The sequence below is a fragment of the Conexibacter woesei Iso977N genome, from assembly GCF_000424625.1.
GTDB classification, from domain to species: Bacteria; Actinomycetota; Thermoleophilia; order Solirubrobacterales; family Solirubrobacteraceae; genus Baekduia; species Baekduia woesei_A.
Genome location: NZ_AUKG01000001.1, coordinates 1,103,235 through 1,119,879, shown reverse-complemented (window position 1 = coordinate 1,119,879; position 16,645 = coordinate 1,103,235). Strand labels below are relative to the sequence as shown.

The window sequence follows — 16,645 nt, the reverse complement described above, 5'->3', positions numbered from 1 at the left end:
CCCTGGGTGGTGCGTGAGGGACCGGCGCTGCTCGCGGCGTGCGCCGCCTCGCTGGTCATCGCCGCGATCGGCCTGCAGCTCTGGGACGCGCCGTCGCTGAGCGTCCCGTGGGCCTACGACCAGGACGCGCTGTCGCTCCTGATGGGGTTCAAGGGGATCGCCGACCACGGCTGGATCTGGACCAACGGCTCGCTCGGCGCGCCCGCCGGCCAGCAGCTCTACGACTTCGGCAGCCTCGGCCCGGACAACCTGCACTGGGCGATCGCGTGGATCGTCTCGCGCTTCACCGACCAGCCGGGCGCGATCTACAACGTGTTCCTGCTGATCACGTTCCCGCTGACGGCGGCCGCCGGGTACCTGTCGCTGCGGTGGCTGGACGTGCAGCGCGGCGCGGCCTGCGCGGTCGCGATCGCCTATGCGGTCATCCCGTTCCACTTCTTCCGCGGGCTCAACGGCCACCTGCTGCTGGCGGACTACGCGGTCATCCCGCTCGGCGTCTTCCTCGCGGTCTGCGTGATCCTGCGCCGCCCGCTGTTCGAGCGCGGCTGGCGCTCGGCGACGACGATGCGGACGCTCGTCATCTGCGTGCTGATCGCGTCCAGCGGGATCTACTACGCGGCGTTCGTCGTCGTGCTGCTGGCGATCGCGGTCCTGGCCACGCGGCTGGAGCGCGACGACAGGAACGCCACGCTGCTCAACGGGATGGGCGCGCTGGCGGCGATCGTCTTCGTCCTGATCCTGAACCTGCTGCCGACGGTCCTCTACCACCGCGCGCACGGCGCCAACGACCTGACCGGCCAGCGCGACGCCGACGAGTCGCTGAAGTTCGGCCTGTCGCTGATCGAGCAGGTGCTGCCCGCGCCCGAGCACCGCTTCGCGCCGTTCCGGCGGCTGGCCGACGAGTACTGGGGCGTCCGCCCGCTCGACAGCGAGGGCGACCCGTGGGGCGGCACGCTGTCGGTGCTCGGCCTGCTCGTGCTCGCCGCGTCGCTGTGCGTCGCGCTGGTCGGCGGCGTCGCCGGGCGCTTCCTGACCGACCGCCGCCTGCGCGCGACCGCGCTGGTCGGGCTGACCGCGACGCTGCTGGGCGCGACCGGCGCGGGCGGCGCGTTCGTGTCGTTCGTGCTGAACCCGTCGCTGCGCGCGTGGAACCGGATCTCGGTCGTGATCGTCTTCTGCGCGCTGGTCGCGGTGGCGATCGCCCTGGAGGCGATCGGCCGCCGGCTGCGCCACCGCGCGGGCGCCTACGCGGCGGTGCTGGTCGCGGTCGTCGTCTTCGCCGCGTGGGACCAGACCGGCAGCGCGTCGCGCCCGGACTACGCGAAGCTCGAGCGGGCCTGGAACGGCGACGCGACGTTCGTCAAGAACATCAACAAGACGATCGGCGACCGCGGCATGGTCTACCAGCTGCCCTACATGGAGTTCCCGGAGACCGCGCCGGTCAACGGCATGGGCGACTACCAGCCGTTCCGCGGGCCGCTGCACGCGCCCGCGTCGATGCGCTGGTCCTACGGCGCGATGAAGGGCCGGCCCGCCGACTTCCAGGTCGCGGCCGACCTGCTGCCGCTGGCGACCCAGCTGCGCGCCGCGGCGCTGGCCGGCTTCGACGGCGTCTGGCTGGACCGCGTCGGCTACACCGGCACCGGCGCCCGTGAGGTCCGCGAGCTGGCGCAGATCACCGGCGCGCCGCTGCAGCGCAGCGCCACCGGGACGCTCGTCTTCGCCGACCTGCGGCCGCTGCGCAGGCGCCTGATGGCGACGCGCACGCCGGCCGAACAGGCCGCGGTGACGGCCGCGCTGCTGCAGCCGCTGGGCGTCGACTACGGCGCTCAGATCACCGGCCCCGCGCACGACGCGCACGGCCGCGTCACGCGCAGGCTGCAGGGGTCCGGGACGATCACGCTGACCAACCCGCAGCAGCAGGCGCGGACCGTGCGCCTCACGGTCACGCCGGACGCCGACGTCGCGCTGACGCTCGACGGCCAGGCGCTCGGGACGCTGACCGCCGGCGACCCGGGCGACATCGCGTTCACCGTCCAGCCGGGCGAGCACATGCTGGGCCTGACGACCAGGGGCGTCAGGCCCGTCACGCTGCTGGACCCGGTGGTCGAGGACAGCGCGCTCGCCGCGCTGGACGACGCCGCCGGCTAGGCGCCCGCGGTGACCGCGGGCTCGGCGGCCGGGACGCGCGCCGGCGTGACGACCTGCAGCCCGAGCGCCAGCGACGTCGAGCCGACCGCCTCGACGGTCATCTGCGGCAGCACGAGCTCGTCGAGGACGCGGCGCTCGTCGGCGTCCATCGCCTCGTCGAAGTACATGAGGTCGCCCGGCTGCAGCGCCGGGCCGAGCACGTTCCAGGCGAACGCCGTCGGCTCGTAGATGTCGAGGTCGAACAGGATCAGCCGCTGGTGGTCGGCGTGGCCGGTGACGTCGGCGGGCCGCAGCGTGTCCTCGACGTCGCCGACGTGCCACTGCACGCGCGGGTCGTCGATCGCCGGCGCGACGCCGCCGTTGTCGAACGCGCCGGCCTCGTGGCCGTCCCACGCGCGCGGCAGGCCGGTGAAGCGGTCGTAGCCGTGCCAGACGACGTCCCTGCGCGCGCCGAGCAGCTGCAGCCACTGCGCGGTGGCGTAGCCGTGGGCGACGCCGAACTCCAGGACGAGCAGCGGGCGCTTCGGATCGAGCCGCTCGGCCATCGCGGCCCAGAGCTTCTCGCGGCGGCTGAAGAGCTTCGGCACGCGGTTCCAGGTCCGCTGCTGCCAGACGACGTAGTCGGCGACGCGGCCCACGTTGACCGCCTTGGTGGTCAGCAGCGCCGACGCGCGGAACGCGCGCGCCGCGACGGCCTGCAGCGCCAGCGTGCTCGCGGGCGGGGCGGTGTCGGGGAACGGGTCGTTGGTCGGCTTGGCCATCCCGACAGGCTATCCCGCTTGCGCGTCGTCCAGCAGCGCGGCGACGAGCCCCGGAAGCTCGGCCGGCGCGGCCGCCAGCGCGCTCGCGCCCGCCGCCTCCAGCTCCTCGCGCGAGCCGAAGCCCCAGAGCACGCCGATCGTCGCAGCCCCGTTGGCGAGGCCGCCCTCGACGTCGAAGCGCCGGTCGCCGACCATCACGCCGCGCTCGGTGCCCAGCGCCGCCAGCGCCTCGGCGACCAGCTCGGCCTTGGACGGCTCGTGCGAGGACAGCGGCGCGGCGGCGACGTGCCCGAACGCCGGGCCGAGCCCGAGCTCGTCGAGCAGCTGCCGCGCGAACGGCAGCGGCTTGGACGTCGCGACGGCCAGCGGGTGGCCGGCCGCGCGCAGGTCGGCGAGCGCCTCCGGGATCCCGGCGAAGACCTCGGTGCCGGCGACCAGCGTCTGCGCGTAGTGGGCGCGGTAGCCGGCGACCAGCGCGTCGTTCTCCGCCGTCCCGGCGACGGCGCCGGTCAGCTCCTGCATCGTGTGCGACATCGGCGGCCCGATGAAGCGCTCCAGGTCGGCGGGGTCGCGGTCGGGCAGGCCCGCCGCCGCCAGCGCGTGGCGCAGCGACGTCGTGATCCCGCGGCGCGAGTCGACGAGGCAGCCGTCGAGGTCGAAGAGGACCGCGGCGCTCATGCGCCCGCGAAGCCGCGGATCTGCCCGAGCGTCGTCGCGCGGACGTCCTCGCCCGCGCGGTAGGACGCGTACCAGTCGACGATCGCGTCGAGCGTCTGATCCAGCGCCCACGTCGGGCGCCAGCCCAGGCGCGCCGCGGCGCGCGCGGAGTCGAGCTTCAGCCACGTCGCCTCGTGCGGGTGCGGGCCGGGGTCGACCTGGAAGTCCAGCGCGTCCGGCCAGCGCTCGCCGATGCGGTCGACGATCCACTGCACGGGCCGCGCGTCGGTCTCGGCGGGGCCGAAGTTGAAGGCGGTCGCGTGGGCGGCGTCGGCCCACAGCGCCTCGACGAGGCGCAGGTAGCCGCTCAGCGGGTTGAGCACGTGCTGCCAGGGGCGGATCGCGTCGGGCCGGCGGATCGCGATCGCCTCGCCCACCAGCGCGCCGCGCATGATGTCGGCCATCAGCCGGTCCTCGCCCCAGTCGCCGCCGCCGATGACGTTGCCGGCGCGGGCGGAGGCGAGGCGGACGCCGTCCGGATCGCTGAAGAACGACGAGCGGTACGCGCTCGTCACCAGCTCGGACGCGCCCTTGGAGTTGGAGTAGGGGTCGAAGCCGCCCATCGGCTCGTCCTCGCGGTAGCCCCACTCCCACTCGCGGTTCTCATAGCACTTGTCGGACGTGACGTTGACGACGACGCGCGGCGCCTCCGGCGCCAGCCGCACCGCCTCGAGCACGTGCGCGGTGCCCATGACGTTGGTCGCGTAGGTCTCCAGCGGATCGCGGAACGAGCGCCGGACGAACGCCTGGGCCGCCATGTGGAGGACGACCTCCGGCCGGCGCGCCGCCACCGCGCGCTGCACGGCCTCGGCGTCGCGGACGTCCACGTGGTCCTGCGGGACGTCGGCGCTCAGTCCGGCCAGCTCGTACAAAGACGGGTCGGTCGGCACGCCCGACGCCAGCCCGCTGACCTCGGCGCCCATGTCGAGCAGCCACAGCGTCAGCCAGGCGCCCTTGAACCCCGTGTTGCCCGTGACCAGGACGCGGCGGCCGCGCCAGAAGGACGGGTCTACTGCTCCCATGTCACCCACGGCGGCCTGCCGGAGTCCCACGCGGCCTGGAGGTCGTGCTTCTCCTTCAGCGTGTCCATGACCTGCCAGTAGCCCTCGTGCAGGTACGGCGCCAGCTGGCCCTCGTGCGCCAGCTGCCGCAACGGCTCGGCCTCGAAGGTGGTGTCGTCGCCCTCGATGTAGGACTCGACCTTGGGGTCGAGGATGAAGAACCCGCCGTTGGTCCACGTGCCGTCACCCTTGGGCTTCTCGCGGAAGTGCTCGACGCGGTGGCCGTGGACGTCGAGCGCGCCCCAGCGGCCGGGCGGCTGCACGGCGGTGACCGTGGCCAGCGTGCCCTGCTCGTCGTGGAAGGCGCGCAGCGCCCTGACGTCGACGTCGGCGACGCCGTCGCCGTAGGTCATCAGGATCGGCTCGTCGCCGCCGATGTGGCGCATCGCGCGCTTCAGGCGCCCGCCGGTCAGCGTCGTCGGCCCGGTCTCCAGCAGCGTGACCTTCCACGGCTCGGTGCGGGAGTCGTGGACCTCCATCGACCGGTTGGCGAGGTCCAGCGTCACATCGCTGGTCATCAGGAAGTAGTTCGCGAACCACTGCTTGATGAAGTCGCCCTTGTAGCCGAGGCAGATCACGAACTCCTCGATGCCGTGGTGGCCGAGCCCCTTCATGATGTGCCAGAGCATCGGCATGCCGCCGATCTCGACCATCGGCTTGGGCCGGACCGTCGTCTCTTCGCTGAGGCGTGAGCCGAAGCCGCCCGCCAGAATGACCGCCTTCATCCGCGGCGAGTCTAGTCCGTCTGGCAGTGGCGGAACTTCCCGCCCGGGGTGCCGTTCCAAGGGGGCCGCCGCTAGTCTGGAGCCCTTCATGGATCGCAAGAAGCTCATTTCGATCGTCGTCCCTGCGTACAACGAGGAGGAGTGCGTCGACGAGCTCGGCAGCCGTCTGGCGGCCGTCTTCGACTCGCTGCCGCAGTACGACTTCGAGGCGATCATCGTCGAGAACGGCTCCCACGACCGCACCTGGGATCTGCTGCAGGCGCTGCACGCGCGCGACGACCGCTTCAAGACGATCCAGCTCGCCCGCAACTTCCACATGGACGGCGGCCTGACCGCCGGGCTGGCCTACGTCTCGGGCGACGCGGCGATCCTCATGACCGCCGACCTGCAGGACCCGCCGGAGGTCATCCCCCAGTTCATCGAGAGGTGGGAGGAGGGCTACGACCACGTCCACGGGATCGTCACCGCGCGAACCGGCACCGGCCCGATCCGGCGGATGAACTCCAACCTCTTCTACCTGATCGCCGGCAAGATGACCGACGGGCGCATCCCGCGCAACGTGTCGGACTTCCGCCTGATCGACCGCACGATCGTCGACACGATCAACCGCATGGAGGAGCGCAACCGCTTCATGCGCGGGCTGTTCTCCTGGGTCGGCTTCAAGACCACCGGGGTCGAGCACGAGCGCGTGCCGCGCCACGCCGGCGAGTCCAAGGCCTACACCTTCGGCGTGCTCGGCTTCGCGGTGCGCGGAATCCTCGCGCACTCCTACATGCCGCTGCGGATCATCTCCGGCGTCGGCATCGCGCTGAGCGGGCTCTCGGCGATCGCGCTCGTCGTCCTCGCGCTGCGGTTCATCCTCGTCGGCGTCCCGTTCCCGGGCTTCGGCACGCTGATCAGCGTGATGATCCTGATGTTCGGCCTGCTGTTCTCGATCCTCGGCGTGCTGGCCGAGTACATCGGCCTCATCTACGAAGAGGTCAAGCAGCGGCCCAACTACGTCGTGCGGACCGAGCTGGGCTTCGTCGACGACCCGATCCTGGACCGCCGGACCGGCCCGGCCAAGCCGGTCGCCGCGGTCCTCACCAGCAGTCGATAGGACACCATGACGACGCTCGACCTCGACACGCTCCTCGCGGAGCGCCCTGACGACGCGCGCGCCCGCGCGGCCGGCGCCTTCGCCGCCGCGGCCGGCGAGCGCCCGATCGTGCTGCACGGCGCCGGCGGCGTCGGCCGCTCGGTCCTCGCCGCGCTGCGCGCCGGCGGCATCGAGCCGGTGTGCTTCTCCGACGGCGGCGCCCAGCCGGGCGCGCAGCCCGTCGACGGCGTCGACGTCCTGCCGATGGCCGAGGCCGTCGCGCGCCACGGCGCCGACGCGGTCTTCGTGGTGACGATCCTGAACCCGCGGTTCCCCTACAACTCGGTCCGAGACGCGCTGGCCGAGGCCGGCGCGCAGCTGGTCGTCCCGTGGATCCTCGTCGGCTGGGCGCACCCCGAGGGGCTGCTGCCGCACTACGCCGTCGACCTCCCGCACAGGGTCCTGGAGCAGGCCGACGACGTGCGCGCCGCCTACGCGCTGCTGGCCGACGACGCGTCGCGCGAGCAGTTCCTGGTCCAGCTCGCCTGGCGCCTGACCGCGGACTTCGACGTCCTCGGCGGCCACCTGCCGACCTCCGAGCAGTACTTCTCAGCCGACGTCATCGCGCTGGCCGACGACGACGTCTTCGTCGACTGCGGCGCCTACGACGGCGACACGGTCGCCTCGCTGATCGAGCACCACCCCGCGGGCGTGCAGAGGATCTACGCGCTCGAGCCCGACCCCGACAACCTGGAGGCGCTGAACGAGCGCCTGGCCGACCTCGGCCCCGCGGTCGTCGAGGCCGTCGAGGTGCTGCCGTGGGCCGCGGGCGCCGAGCGCGGCACCGCGCGCTGGGCGCTGCCCGGCACCAGCTCGGCGGGGATGGCCGAGGACGGCGAGATCGAGGTCGAGGTCGCGCCGCTGGACGAGCTCCTGCACCTCGGCGTCGCCGCCACCTACATCAAGATGGACATCGAGGGCGCCGAGCCCGACGCGCTGAACGGCGCGCGCGCGACGATCGCGCGCCACCGCCCGGCGCTGGCGGTGTGCATCTACCACGCCCAGGACCACCTCTGGTCGCTGCCGCTGCTGGTCGCGAGCCTGGTCGAGGGCGACTACACCTACAAGATCCGCCGCTACCTCTCGGACTGCTGGGAGGTCGTGTTGTACGCCATCCCCGCAGAGCGCCCGCTCTAGGTCACCGGGATCGCCGGCTGCACGGCGAACTGCGCGTCCAGGCCGCCGGGCACGCCGGGCAGCCTGCGGGCGCCCTCGACGCGGACCCTCAGCCTCAGCCCCTGCGCGGGCACGTCGACCGCGAACGGCTGGGTGGCCTTGGCGGACTGGCGCACGTTGACGCCCGGGCCGGTGACCACCAGCGTCCTGCCCTTCGGCCCCGTGCCCATCAGCGGGATCTGGACGTTGGCCCTCGCGGGCTCGCCGGCCGTCGGGATCACGGTCAGCTCGGCGCCGTCCTGGCAGAAGCGGGCGGCCGGCGCGGTGGGCGACGCCGGCGTCGTCTTCCAGCAGCCCGCCGTCCAGTCGGCCATGACGGCCTGGTCGCCGACCGGGAGGATCGCCGTGCTGTACGGGTCGATGGCGCCGGGGACGCGGTTGAGGTCGGTCGTCGAGACCAGCCCGAAGACGCCGGTCGGCGCGTGCCTGGGATCGGTCGCGCGGCTCAGCACCGAGACCGTGGCCCGGTCGCGCGGCATCGACCTCAGCACGACGTAGCCGCCGGGCCCGCCCGCGCAGGTCAGGATCGCCAGGCCGGTGCGCGGCGTCAGCAGGCCCTCCCTCAGGTACCACGTCCCCGGGCGGCCCGGGACGCACGGCTTCGCGTGGTCGGCGACCGCGTCGGCCTTCGCTGGATCGGTCGGCTCGACGTCGAGCTTGTGACCACTGTAGATCCGGTAGAACTCGGCGTTGTTGCCGGCGACGCCGGAATCCGCGTACAGGACCGAGCCGGTCGCCACGTGGTCCCTGACGATCGTCCGGCCCGCCAGCTCGGAGGTCGTGCCCACCACGCGCGCGGGCAGGTCGGAGGCGACGAAGATCGCGTTGGCGCGATGCCCGAAGGCGGCCACCACGCCGATCGCGACGGCCAGCACCGCCGCCGCGGCCGTGCGCGCCGGCGGCGGCACGCGCCGCCCGATCCCGACGGCCACGCCGACCGCGACCATGCCGAAGCCGAAGAACTCGAGCACGACCGGGATGTGCGCCAGCCCGGCGACGATCTCGATCTGGTAGCGGGTCGCCAGCGCGATCGGGAACGCGCTCAGCGCCCACAGCCCGAGGCCGAGCAGGGCGACGGCCCACGGGTTCCAGTCGTCGCGCACCCGGATCCGGCGCAGCATCGCGAGCGCCACGAGCGCGAAGACGAGCCCGATGCCGATGTCCTTCCAGCTCACGCCGTGGACGATCGAGCGGCTGAACGACCCGTACATGCCCATCGGGTCCAGCCACGCGTAGGTCAGGGGCACCGCCGCGACGAACTGGTCGACGAAGGTGTAGACGATCTCGTGCTTGTTCCACGAAGGCGCGTACGGCCCCGTGCTGCCGACGGTGGCGTGCGCACGGCCGTAGCTGCCGATCGCGATGAACACCAGCGAGGCGAGCACGATCGGGATCAGCGGCCGGACGACCGCCCACAGCCGCGGCCATGGCCAGATCCGCCAGCCACGCCGCTGCAGCGCGATGATCGCGTAGAGCGGGCCGAACACGTAGCTGGTCTCGTAGGTCAGCGACGAGATGATGAACAGCAGGACGCTCAGCACCATGTAGCGCTTGCGCCCGAGACGCAGGAAGCGGCTGAAGAACAGCAGCGACAGCGCCATCTCGCCGAGGATGATCTGCTCCAGGCCCGTGTAGGCCAGCACGCCGTCCTGCGGGCGGAACTGGACCGCGACCGAGGTCAGCAGCAGGGCCAGCGACGCTGCCGGCCGGCTGACGCCGAGCTCGCGCAGCAGCAGCCACACGCAGATCCCCGCGCCGACCATCCAGGCCAGCAGCAGCACCTTGTACACCCGGTAGTCGTGGATGTACATCAACTGCGGCGGGCCCTGGTAGAACGAGATCGGATAGAAGCGCCCCGCGTCGTGCCACCAGCTCTCGATCAGCGCATGGACGCCGCCCCAGTATGAGATGCCGGTGTTGGACAGGGCGCCCGAGACCGAGCGGTTGAGCAGGTCGTCGTCGACGAAGTAGGTCTTGACCGCGTTGCCGAGGAACAGCAGCTGCGCGAGCAGGACGACCGGCAGCTCCCACGGGAACTGCCGCAGGCGCTCGCGGCTCAGGCGCGACTTGGTGCGCGTCGCGGTGGTGGTCGTGTCGTCGGCGATGGTGGTGTCGGTCACGGCTGGATGTCGTCGGGGGTGCGGCGGAACGAGAAGTCGCGGTGCGCGAAGAACGAGACGAGGACCGTCCCGACCATGATCGCGCCCTGGGCCACAAGCACAGGGATGTTGAGCACTTCGACCGCGAGCGGCAGCAGGGCCAGGTTCGCCACGAACGACCCCATGTAAACGGTCGAGAACCGCGCGAGGTCACGGAACCAGTGCCCCTCCACCTTGAACACGAAGCGGCGGTAGCAGAGGTAGGCGTTGAGGATCGCGCCGACCGTGCAGATCAGCAGCACCACGAGGTAGCCCGTGTGCTTGCCGATCGTCAGCTGGACGGCGGCGAACAAGATGTAGGCGAACAGCGTGTTCCAGCCGCCGACGACCAGGAACAGCAGCCCCTGCGGGCGCGCGTTCATGTCGTGGGGCCGGTCCTGCTCCGGCGGCACGGCCACGGCGGCGGACTCGGTCACGATCTCGTCGCTCACGCCGGCTCCCCCGCGCGCAGCGACGCGGCGGTGCGCGCGATCTGCGCGCCGAGGTCGCGCGGCGCGATCCCGTGCTCGGCGGTCAGGCGCAGCCACTCCGCGCCGTCGCCGACGTAGCGGTCGGCCGGCGCGGCCGGGTCCCAGTCGCGCTCGATGGTCAGCTCGTCCTCGCGGCCCAGCGCCTGCGCGACGCGCGCGGCCAGCTCGCCCATCTCGACGGCGACCTCGCCCGCGGTGTCGAAGCGCGCGTCCTGGCGCGCGCCGGCCAGCGCCAGCAGCAGCGCGGCGAGGTCCTCGACGTCGACGTAGGAGCGCACGACCGGATGGCCGGCGCGGATCGTCACCGCGCCCCCGGCCTGGACCTGCTCGATCAGGTTGGCGATCGCGAAGCCGCGCTTGAGCAGCCACGGCCCCGCGAGGTTGAAGACGCGCGCGACGATCGCGGCCGCGCCGACGTCCTGCGCGGCGGCGCGCAGCGTCAGCTCGTCGAGGCGCTTGAGCGCGCCGTAGGGGTCGGCGCGCACGTCGAAGGCCAGGCCGTCGGCGTCGCCCTCGCCGCGGTAGACCGCGCCGGAGCTGGCGTAGACGACCGCGGCCGGCCGCTGCCGGGCGATCGCCTCGACGACCGTCGCGGTGATCGCCGCGTTGGTCTCGACGTACTCGGCGCCCACGGCGTGCTCGCGCGTCGCGTAGGCGAAGTGCAGCAGGACGTCGTGCGGCGTCTGCGCCAGCTCGGCCAGCGGCGCCGCGGTCAACGTCGTCCCGTCGTCGAGGCGCAGCGGCTTGCGCGCGCTGGCGAAGGCGAGGACCTCGTCCCCGCGCCCCGCCGCGCGCTCGGCCGCAGCGCGGCCGAGCCAGCCGGTGGCCCCGGTGATCGCGACCCGCGTCAGGGCGCGCTCGGGTCGAGGAGCGGATCCCGCTCGACCTTGTGGCCGTTCTTGGAGGCGTCGGCCTCGGCCGCCTTCTTGGCGTCCGCGGACGGCGGGGTGTTCTCCGGGTCGAAGCCGCGGTCGTAGATCAGCCTCTTGAGCCGCTCGTTGTCGGCGTAGGGCGAGTCGACGTCGTCGATGTGGATCGCCTCGTCGGCCTTCATCGGCGCCTGAATGACCTCGCCGCGCATGAACTCGCGGGCCGAGATCTGGCCCTTCTGCAGCGGGATCGCCAGGTAGACGTCGTTGTCGGTCAGCTCGGTGCCCTTGGGCAGGTCGCGCTTGGCGTAGACGCCGCGGACCAGCGCGTCGAGGTACTCGACCTCCTTGTTGGGCAGCGCGCGACGCTCGGTCGCCGCGCCGCCGCACATCTCGCGGGCCTTCTGGTAGGCCTTGAACCACTCGTCGGCCTGATGGGGCAACGTGCAGTACGCCGAGACCGGGATGCCGTCGGCCTCGATGTCGATGTGACGCTCGAACGTCCGGGCGCCCTTGGCGTAGGCCATCATCACCGACGAGGTCCAGTCGGTGTGCTCGTGCGTCGAGTAGCCGATGACGTGGTCCGGGTAGCGGCGCTTGAGGAAGTCGATCTGGTTGAGCTCGAGCTCGGAGTCCTCGCTCGGGTAGATCGACACGCAGTGGTTGATCGCCATCGGGATCTGGCGCCGCTCGAAGAACGTGACCATGTCGTCGATGTCCTTCAGCGACGACCCGCCGGTGGAGAAGATCACGGGCTTGCGCGTCTTGGCGATGCGCTCGATCAGGAACCAGTCGCTGATGTCCGAGCTGGCGATCTTGATGACGTCCACGCCGAACTCGACGCACATCTCGACCGACGCCTCGTCGAACGGGGTCGCGCAGGTCACGCAGCCGGAGTTGCGGACCGCCTCGACCATCTGGCGCAGCTCGTCCTTGGACAGCTGCGTGTCGAGGGTCTTCTTGATGTAGCGGATGTCCTCGCGGTGGCGCCAGTCCTTGTGGATGAAGTTGTCCACGTCGCGGAACTGGAGCTTGATCGCCGCGTGCACGTTGTTGAAGCGCACGATCCGTGAGAAGTCACGGATGATCTTCAGTCCACGGTCCAGGTTGCCCCAGTGGTTGTTGGCCAGCTCCAGGACGAAGAGGTTCTCGAAGATCTGGCTGTCAGGTCTGCTGCTCATGCGAAAGCACGTCCTCCGGAGGGGTCGCTGTCGTCGAGTGTAACGAGGGGTCCGTCACCGTTGTTGCGCGACCTGCCCGCTGGCAACGATGTGCCGCAGGACGTCGGCCGCGACGTCGTCCGGGAGCTCCGGCGACATCATGTGCAACGGGTTGGACTCCATCGAGCCGGACTCGGTGACCCGGCTGGTGATCTTCGGCAGGTAGGTCTGCTCGGGGTCGACCGGGACGATGAACGCCGCCGGACCGGGCGCGCCGAACGCGTCCAGGAACGCGCTGTCGCGCTCCCAGCCGTCGGCCAGCGTCTGCACCGGGATCCCGAAGGCGGCGAACAGCGGCTCCCACGCCGGGAAGCCGAGGCCGGTTTTCGTGTCGCACCCAAGGTAGGCGCCGCCGAAGTAGTTGCGCTGCGTCGTGCGGATCGAGGCGTAGCCCTCGTTGACGCAGAGGAAGATCTTGAGGTTGACGTCGTGGGCGGCGACCGTCCCGAGCTCCTGTAGGTTCTGCGCGAAGCCGCCGTCGCCCTCGATCATGATCGTGCGCCGCGACGGGTGCGCGAACGCGGCGCCCATCGCCGACGACAGCCCGATGCCCATCGAGGCCAGGCCCTTGTCGGCGAAGATCACCTGGCCGGCCTTCTGCTGCCAGGACTGCATCGACACCGAGTTGGCGCCGCCCGACGAGCACGGGATGAAGACGTCGTCGGCGGTCGCCAGGTCGGCGAGCGCGAGCGTGAAGCGGAACGGGTCGAGGTAGCCCTCGCGGTGCTCGTTGCCGTCCTCGGCGATCGGCAGCACCTCGCGCACGTGGCGGCCGAAGGCCAGCCAGTCCGGGCGCTCGATCGGCTCGCCGTCCAGGATCCCGGCCAGCAGCGCGTTGGCGTCGGCCTCGATCGGGACGTCCACGCGCGGGTGGCCCTTGGCCAGCTCGGCGGCGTCGATGTCGACCTGCACGACCTGGCCGACGGGGATGAACTGCTGCCAGTTGAAGCCGGTCTGCTGCAGGCCCAGGCGCGTGCCGAGCGCGACGAGCAGGTCGGCGCTCTGCATGATGACGTTGGCCGAGCGCTGGCCCCACGTGTTCGGCCGGCCGAGGTAGAGCGGCTCGTCGGAGCCGACGCGGTCGATCCCGTTCCACGTCGTCATGAACGGGATCCCGGCGGCGCGCAGCGCGGGCAGCAGCTCGCGCACCGTGGTGCGCGTCAGGCCACCGCCGAGCAGCAGCAGCGGACGCTCGGCGTCCTCCAGCAATGCGCGGACCTGCGCGATGTCGTCGGCGCTCGGCGCCGGGATCGCGGGCGGCGCGGGCAGCGGCTGCGCCTCCAGGTCGGCGCGCACGACGGGAGCGGCGGTGACGTCGAGGCAGATCTCCAGGAAGACCGGGCCCCTGCGGCCGGTGCGGCCCTGCTCGACCAGCGCGGCGACCTCGTGACGCGCCATCGGCGTCTCCATCCGGACCGAGGCGACGCTGACCGGCGCGGCGATGTCGCGGCCGTCGACCTCCTGGATCCCGCGCTGGCGGATCGCGCCGCGGTTGAGGTCCTCGGTCTTGACCTGGCCGCCGAGCATCAGCAGCTCGCGCGACTCCAGCCACGCGGAGGCCAGCGCGGTGACCGCGTTGGTCATGCCCGGCCCCGCGGTGACGAGCGCGAACGCGCGCCCCTCGCCCTCGGCGGCGTTGAAGGCCTCGGTGGCCAGCCCGGCCGCGACCTCGTGCACGGTCGGGATGCACGTCATCTGATCGCGGATGCCGTCGATCAAGTGCATGATGTTGCCCCCGGCCACGAAGAAGCAGTGCGTGTAGCCGAGCTCACGCAGCCAGGAGACGAGGACGTTCGCGTACTTCTCGGTGTCGGCCATCGGCCCGGGAGGCTAGCTCGCCCCGTCGGCGGCGAACTGGGCGCCGAACAGCTGGACCCGCAGGTCGCGCGTCTCCGGCGGGACGCCCTGCCTCGGCACGTCGGCGTGGAAGGTCAGCCTCACGGTGCCGTGCGCGGGCAGCGTCAGCGGGACCCTGACCTTCTCCCTGCCGTTGGTGAAGCGCACGACGGTCGGCGCCTGGCCGGGCGCGGTGACGGTCATCGACCCCTCGCCCGCGGCGGCGGTCGCCTCGAAGCTGCCCGTCGCCTGCGACCCCGGGTTGACGACGTCGATCGTCGCGTCGGGCCCGATCCAGCGGAACGGCGGCGCGCCGGCGGCGCCGGGCTCCTCGTCGTAGACGCCGTCGCCGTACTCGAGGTCGACGGGATGGACCAGCGCGTTGCCGAGCGCGGCGCGCTGGGCCGGGGTCATCGTCTGCTGCTGCCTGGCGCGCAGCGCCAGCCCGCTGTAGAAGACCAGGCGGCCCCAGTCGTCGCCCGTGACCGCCGGGGCGCCGCCGAGCACCCTGCGCACGGTCTTCTCGGCCGCGACGCCGTGGTCGGCGTAGCCGGCGCGGTCGATGTAGACGCCCGCGAAGCCCGCGGCGACCGCGGCCCTCAGGACCCACGGCAGCGGCTGCTGCTCGGCCTCGTCGGTCCAGTCGGCCGGGCGGCCCTTCATCGCGCCGTAGCTCCAGCGCAGGTCCCTGGAGTGCAGGTAGCCCTGGAGCAGGTCGTAGTCCTGCATGCCGTTGACGTCGCCGGCCTCCGGGAACGCGTGGAACGGCAGCTGCAGGATCATCGAGCCCTTCGGCACGCTCTGCTCGAGCGCGGAGACGAAGTGCTGGTTGTTGGCCCACGAGCCGATCGTCGACGCGTAGACGGGCTCGTCCTTGGGCGACGTCTGGTCCAGCACGCCGAGCACGGCGACGGCCGCGAGCACGGCCCCGGCGGCGACCCGGCGGCCGAGCCCGCCCGAAGCGATGATCCGCCCGCGCAGGCGCTCGGCGACGACCAGGACCGCGAGCAGCGCGAAGAACGCGATGAACGGCGTCAGCCGCGACCACGCGCGGATCTGCGGCGAGATCACGTAGGCGAAGAACGACGCGATGCCGCCGAACGTCGCCCACAGGAACGCCAGCACGCCGCCGACCGTCGCGGCGCCGAGCAGCCCGGTGAAGCGATCCGGCCGCTCGGGCGGGCCGCGCAGGAGCCGCGAGGAGCCGACCAGCAGCAGGCCGATGAAGCCCAGCGCGCCGAGCAGCCCCAGCGGCTGGCCCATCTCGCCCCTGACCGGCGTCGTGGTCGTGTGCCGGTCGGTGAGCTTGGCGAACGCGCCGATCCGGTGGTTGCCGATCGGCAGCAGCATCTGGGTCAGCGACGTGGCGTAGAGCTCGCTCTCGAACGCGAAGCGCTTGGCGACCGGCTCGTCCTTGCCGTGCTTGTGCTGGTAGGCCAGCGCCGGCGAGATGTTGACGATCAGGACGACGCCGATCGCGGCCGCGGCGAGGACCCCGGGCACGCCGGAGCGCCACGAGCGCGTCGCGATCGCGCGCAGCACGGCGGCCAGGCCGACCAGCAGGATCGTGAAGACCGCGTAGTACAGGCCGCAGCCGCCGGCCAGCAGGCAGACGAACGCGACCGCGAACGTGCGCGGCGTCAGCCAGCGCCTCCAGCCCGTCACGCCCTCGCGCGCGACCAGGATCGGCTGGCCCTGCAGCGCGGTGACGATCAGCCAGACCGCGCCCGGGATGACGAAGTACTCGCCGAGGAAGAGGTGCGACGCGCCGCGCTCGAAGTGGTAGGGCAGCGCGGTGAAGACCGCGGAGCCCAGCAGCGCGACGCCGCGGCTGAAGCCCAGCGCGCGTGAGCCCAGGTACCCGGCCGCCGACGTGAAGGCGAAGCCGAGGATGAAGTAGACGTTGACCAGCGCGACGGGCTCGGAGATCCCCAGCGTCAGGATCTTCATCCCGATGACCTGGAGGTTGTCGGCGTCGAAGGCCGAGTAGTCGTAGAGCTCCTGGCCCGACGGCGCGCCGAGCGCGTGGTTGGTGAAGTACCAGCCGTGGTCGATGAGGTCCTTGGCCAGCAGCAGGTTCAGCGCGCCGTCGCCCGAGCCGTTGAACGGGACGTGGAGCTTCGCGTCCCACAGGTGGTAGACGAGCGTGGCGATCAGCAGGCCGATCGCCATCGCCAGGACGGTCCACGCCCCCTCGACGATCCAGGGGTGGCGCAGCAGCGTGGCTGCTCGTCCGGGGGCGCGCGCGGGCGCGGTGGCCGCGTGCGGATGCTCGCTTGCGTGTGTCGCCATACGGAGGTCGCGCGCCGTCCTCACCGGTCGGCGCCCGTCGCGAAACTGTACCGAGGCCATCCGGCACAGG

General features: G+C 72.1%; 13 protein-coding genes. 3 read left to right on the top strand and 10 right to left on the bottom strand.

The features are described 5' to 3' along the window. Positions 1-9: 9 nt before the first annotated feature. Entirely contained in the window at positions 10-2,151 is a 2,142-nt protein-coding gene (locus H030_RS0105445; RefSeq protein WP_231398366.1) for a hypothetical protein, read from the top strand. Here H030_RS0105445 and H030_RS0105440 read toward each other — a convergent pair. The 4 genes from H030_RS0105440 to rfbF are packed head-to-tail and all read right to left on the bottom strand — an operon-like array spanning position 2,148 to position 5,415. Beyond that, positions 2,148-2,912 carry a hypothetical protein gene (locus H030_RS0105440; protein WP_027005381.1) on the bottom strand — a complete coding sequence of 255 codons (765 nt, stop codon included), beginning with the start codon at positions 2,910-2,912 and terminating at the stop codon, positions 2,148-2,150. The genes H030_RS0105445 and H030_RS0105440 overlap by 4 nt on opposite strands. 9 nt (positions 2,913-2,921) lie before the next feature. Then, on the bottom strand, positions 2,922-3,590 hold the full coding sequence (locus H030_RS0105435; protein ID WP_027005380.1) for an HAD hydrolase-like protein: 669 nt from the start codon (positions 3,588-3,590) through the stop codon (positions 2,922-2,924). Continuing rightward, positions 3,587-4,651: a CDP-glucose 4,6-dehydratase gene (rfbG, locus tag H030_RS0105430; protein ID WP_035125888.1), complete on the bottom strand. Its 1,065-nt coding sequence runs from the start codon at positions 4,649-4,651 to the stop codon at positions 3,587-3,589. Before rfbG ends, H030_RS0105435 begins: the two co-directional genes overlap by 4 nt. Continuing rightward, complete coding sequence (gene rfbF / locus H030_RS0105425) at positions 4,639-5,415, bottom strand: glucose-1-phosphate cytidylyltransferase (RefSeq protein ID WP_027005378.1); 777 nt, start codon at positions 5,413-5,415, stop codon at positions 4,639-4,641. Before rfbF ends, rfbG begins: the two co-directional genes overlap by 13 nt. A gap of 88 nt (positions 5,416-5,503) precedes the next feature. On the opposite strand from rfbF, the gene H030_RS29520 reads away from it, so the two are divergent. Both H030_RS29520 and H030_RS0105415 read left to right on the top strand, forming a co-directional pair. Then, entirely contained in the window at positions 5,504-6,514 is a 1,011-nt protein-coding gene (locus tag H030_RS29520; protein WP_081690529.1) for a glycosyltransferase family 2 protein, read from the top strand. A 6-nt stretch (positions 6,515-6,520) separates the two neighbouring features. Then, positions 6,521-7,690 (top strand): FkbM family methyltransferase, encoded by a 1,170-nt coding sequence (locus H030_RS0105415; protein WP_027005377.1) that lies wholly within the window; start codon positions 6,521-6,523, stop codon positions 7,688-7,690. Here the strand turns inward: H030_RS0105415 and H030_RS0105410 are convergent. The 6 genes from H030_RS0105410 to H030_RS0105385 are packed head-to-tail and all read right to left on the bottom strand — an operon-like array spanning position 7,687 to position 16,575. After that, a complete protein-coding gene (locus tag H030_RS0105410; protein ID WP_027005376.1) occupies positions 7,687-9,849 on the bottom strand; it encodes a hypothetical protein in 2,163 nt (720 codons plus the stop codon). The two genes, H030_RS0105415 and H030_RS0105410, sit on opposite strands and share 4 nt — an antisense overlap. After that, positions 9,846-10,319, bottom strand: coding sequence for a GtrA family protein (locus H030_RS0105405; protein WP_051221778.1), 474 nt, complete (start codon positions 10,317-10,319; stop codon positions 9,846-9,848). Before H030_RS0105405 ends, H030_RS0105410 begins: the two co-directional genes overlap by 4 nt. Then, complete coding sequence (locus tag H030_RS39530; protein WP_231398416.1) at positions 10,316-11,194, bottom strand: NAD-dependent epimerase/dehydratase family protein; 879 nt, start codon at positions 11,192-11,194, stop codon at positions 10,316-10,318. Before H030_RS39530 ends, H030_RS0105405 begins: the two co-directional genes overlap by 4 nt. An 11-nt stretch (positions 11,195-11,205) precedes the next feature. Continuing rightward, complete coding sequence (locus tag H030_RS29515; RefSeq protein ID WP_081690527.1) at positions 11,206-12,408, bottom strand: N-acetylneuraminate synthase family protein; 1,203 nt, start codon at positions 12,406-12,408, stop codon at positions 11,206-11,208. A gap of 54 nt (positions 12,409-12,462) precedes the next feature. Continuing rightward, positions 12,463-14,265 (bottom strand): thiamine pyrophosphate-binding protein, encoded by a 1,803-nt coding sequence (locus tag H030_RS0105390; protein WP_027005373.1) that lies wholly within the window; start codon positions 14,263-14,265, stop codon positions 12,463-12,465. Between the two features lie 12 nt (positions 14,266-14,277). Next, a complete protein-coding gene (locus tag H030_RS0105385; protein ID WP_027005372.1) occupies positions 14,278-16,575 on the bottom strand; it encodes a hypothetical protein in 2,298 nt (765 codons plus the stop codon). Positions 16,576-16,645: the final 70 nt, after the last annotated feature.

Excerpts from the sequence above, each read along its gene's own strand:
- H030_RS0105435 (WP_027005380.1), bottom strand. The coding sequence starts at position 3,590 with ATGAGCGCCGCGGTCCTCTTCGACCTCGACGGCTGCCTCGTCGACTCG.
- H030_RS0105390 (WP_027005373.1), bottom strand. The coding sequence starts at position 14,265 with ATGGCCGACACCGAGAAGTACGCGAACGTCCTCGTCTCCTGGCTGCGT.
- H030_RS0105440 (WP_027005381.1), bottom strand. The coding sequence starts at position 2,912 with ATGGCCAAGCCGACCAACGACCCGTTCCCCGACACCGCCCCGCCCGCG.
- H030_RS29515 (WP_081690527.1), bottom strand. The coding sequence starts at position 12,408 with ATGAGCAGCAGACCTGACAGCCAGATCTTCGAGAACCTCTTCGTCCTG.
- H030_RS0105415 (WP_027005377.1), top strand. The coding sequence starts at position 6,521 with ATGACGACGCTCGACCTCGACACGCTCCTCGCGGAGCGCCCTGACGAC.
- rfbF (WP_027005378.1), bottom strand. The coding sequence starts at position 5,415 with ATGAAGGCGGTCATTCTGGCGGGCGGCTTCGGCTCACGCCTCAGCGAA.
- H030_RS29520 (WP_081690529.1), top strand. The coding sequence starts at position 5,504 with ATGGATCGCAAGAAGCTCATTTCGATCGTCGTCCCTGCGTACAACGAG.
- H030_RS0105385 (WP_027005372.1), bottom strand. The coding sequence starts at position 16,575 with ATGGCGACACACGCAAGCGAGCATCCGCACGCGGCCACCGCGCCCGCG.
- rfbG (WP_035125888.1), bottom strand. The coding sequence starts at position 4,651 with ATGGGAGCAGTAGACCCGTCCTTCTGGCGCGGCCGCCGCGTCCTGGTC.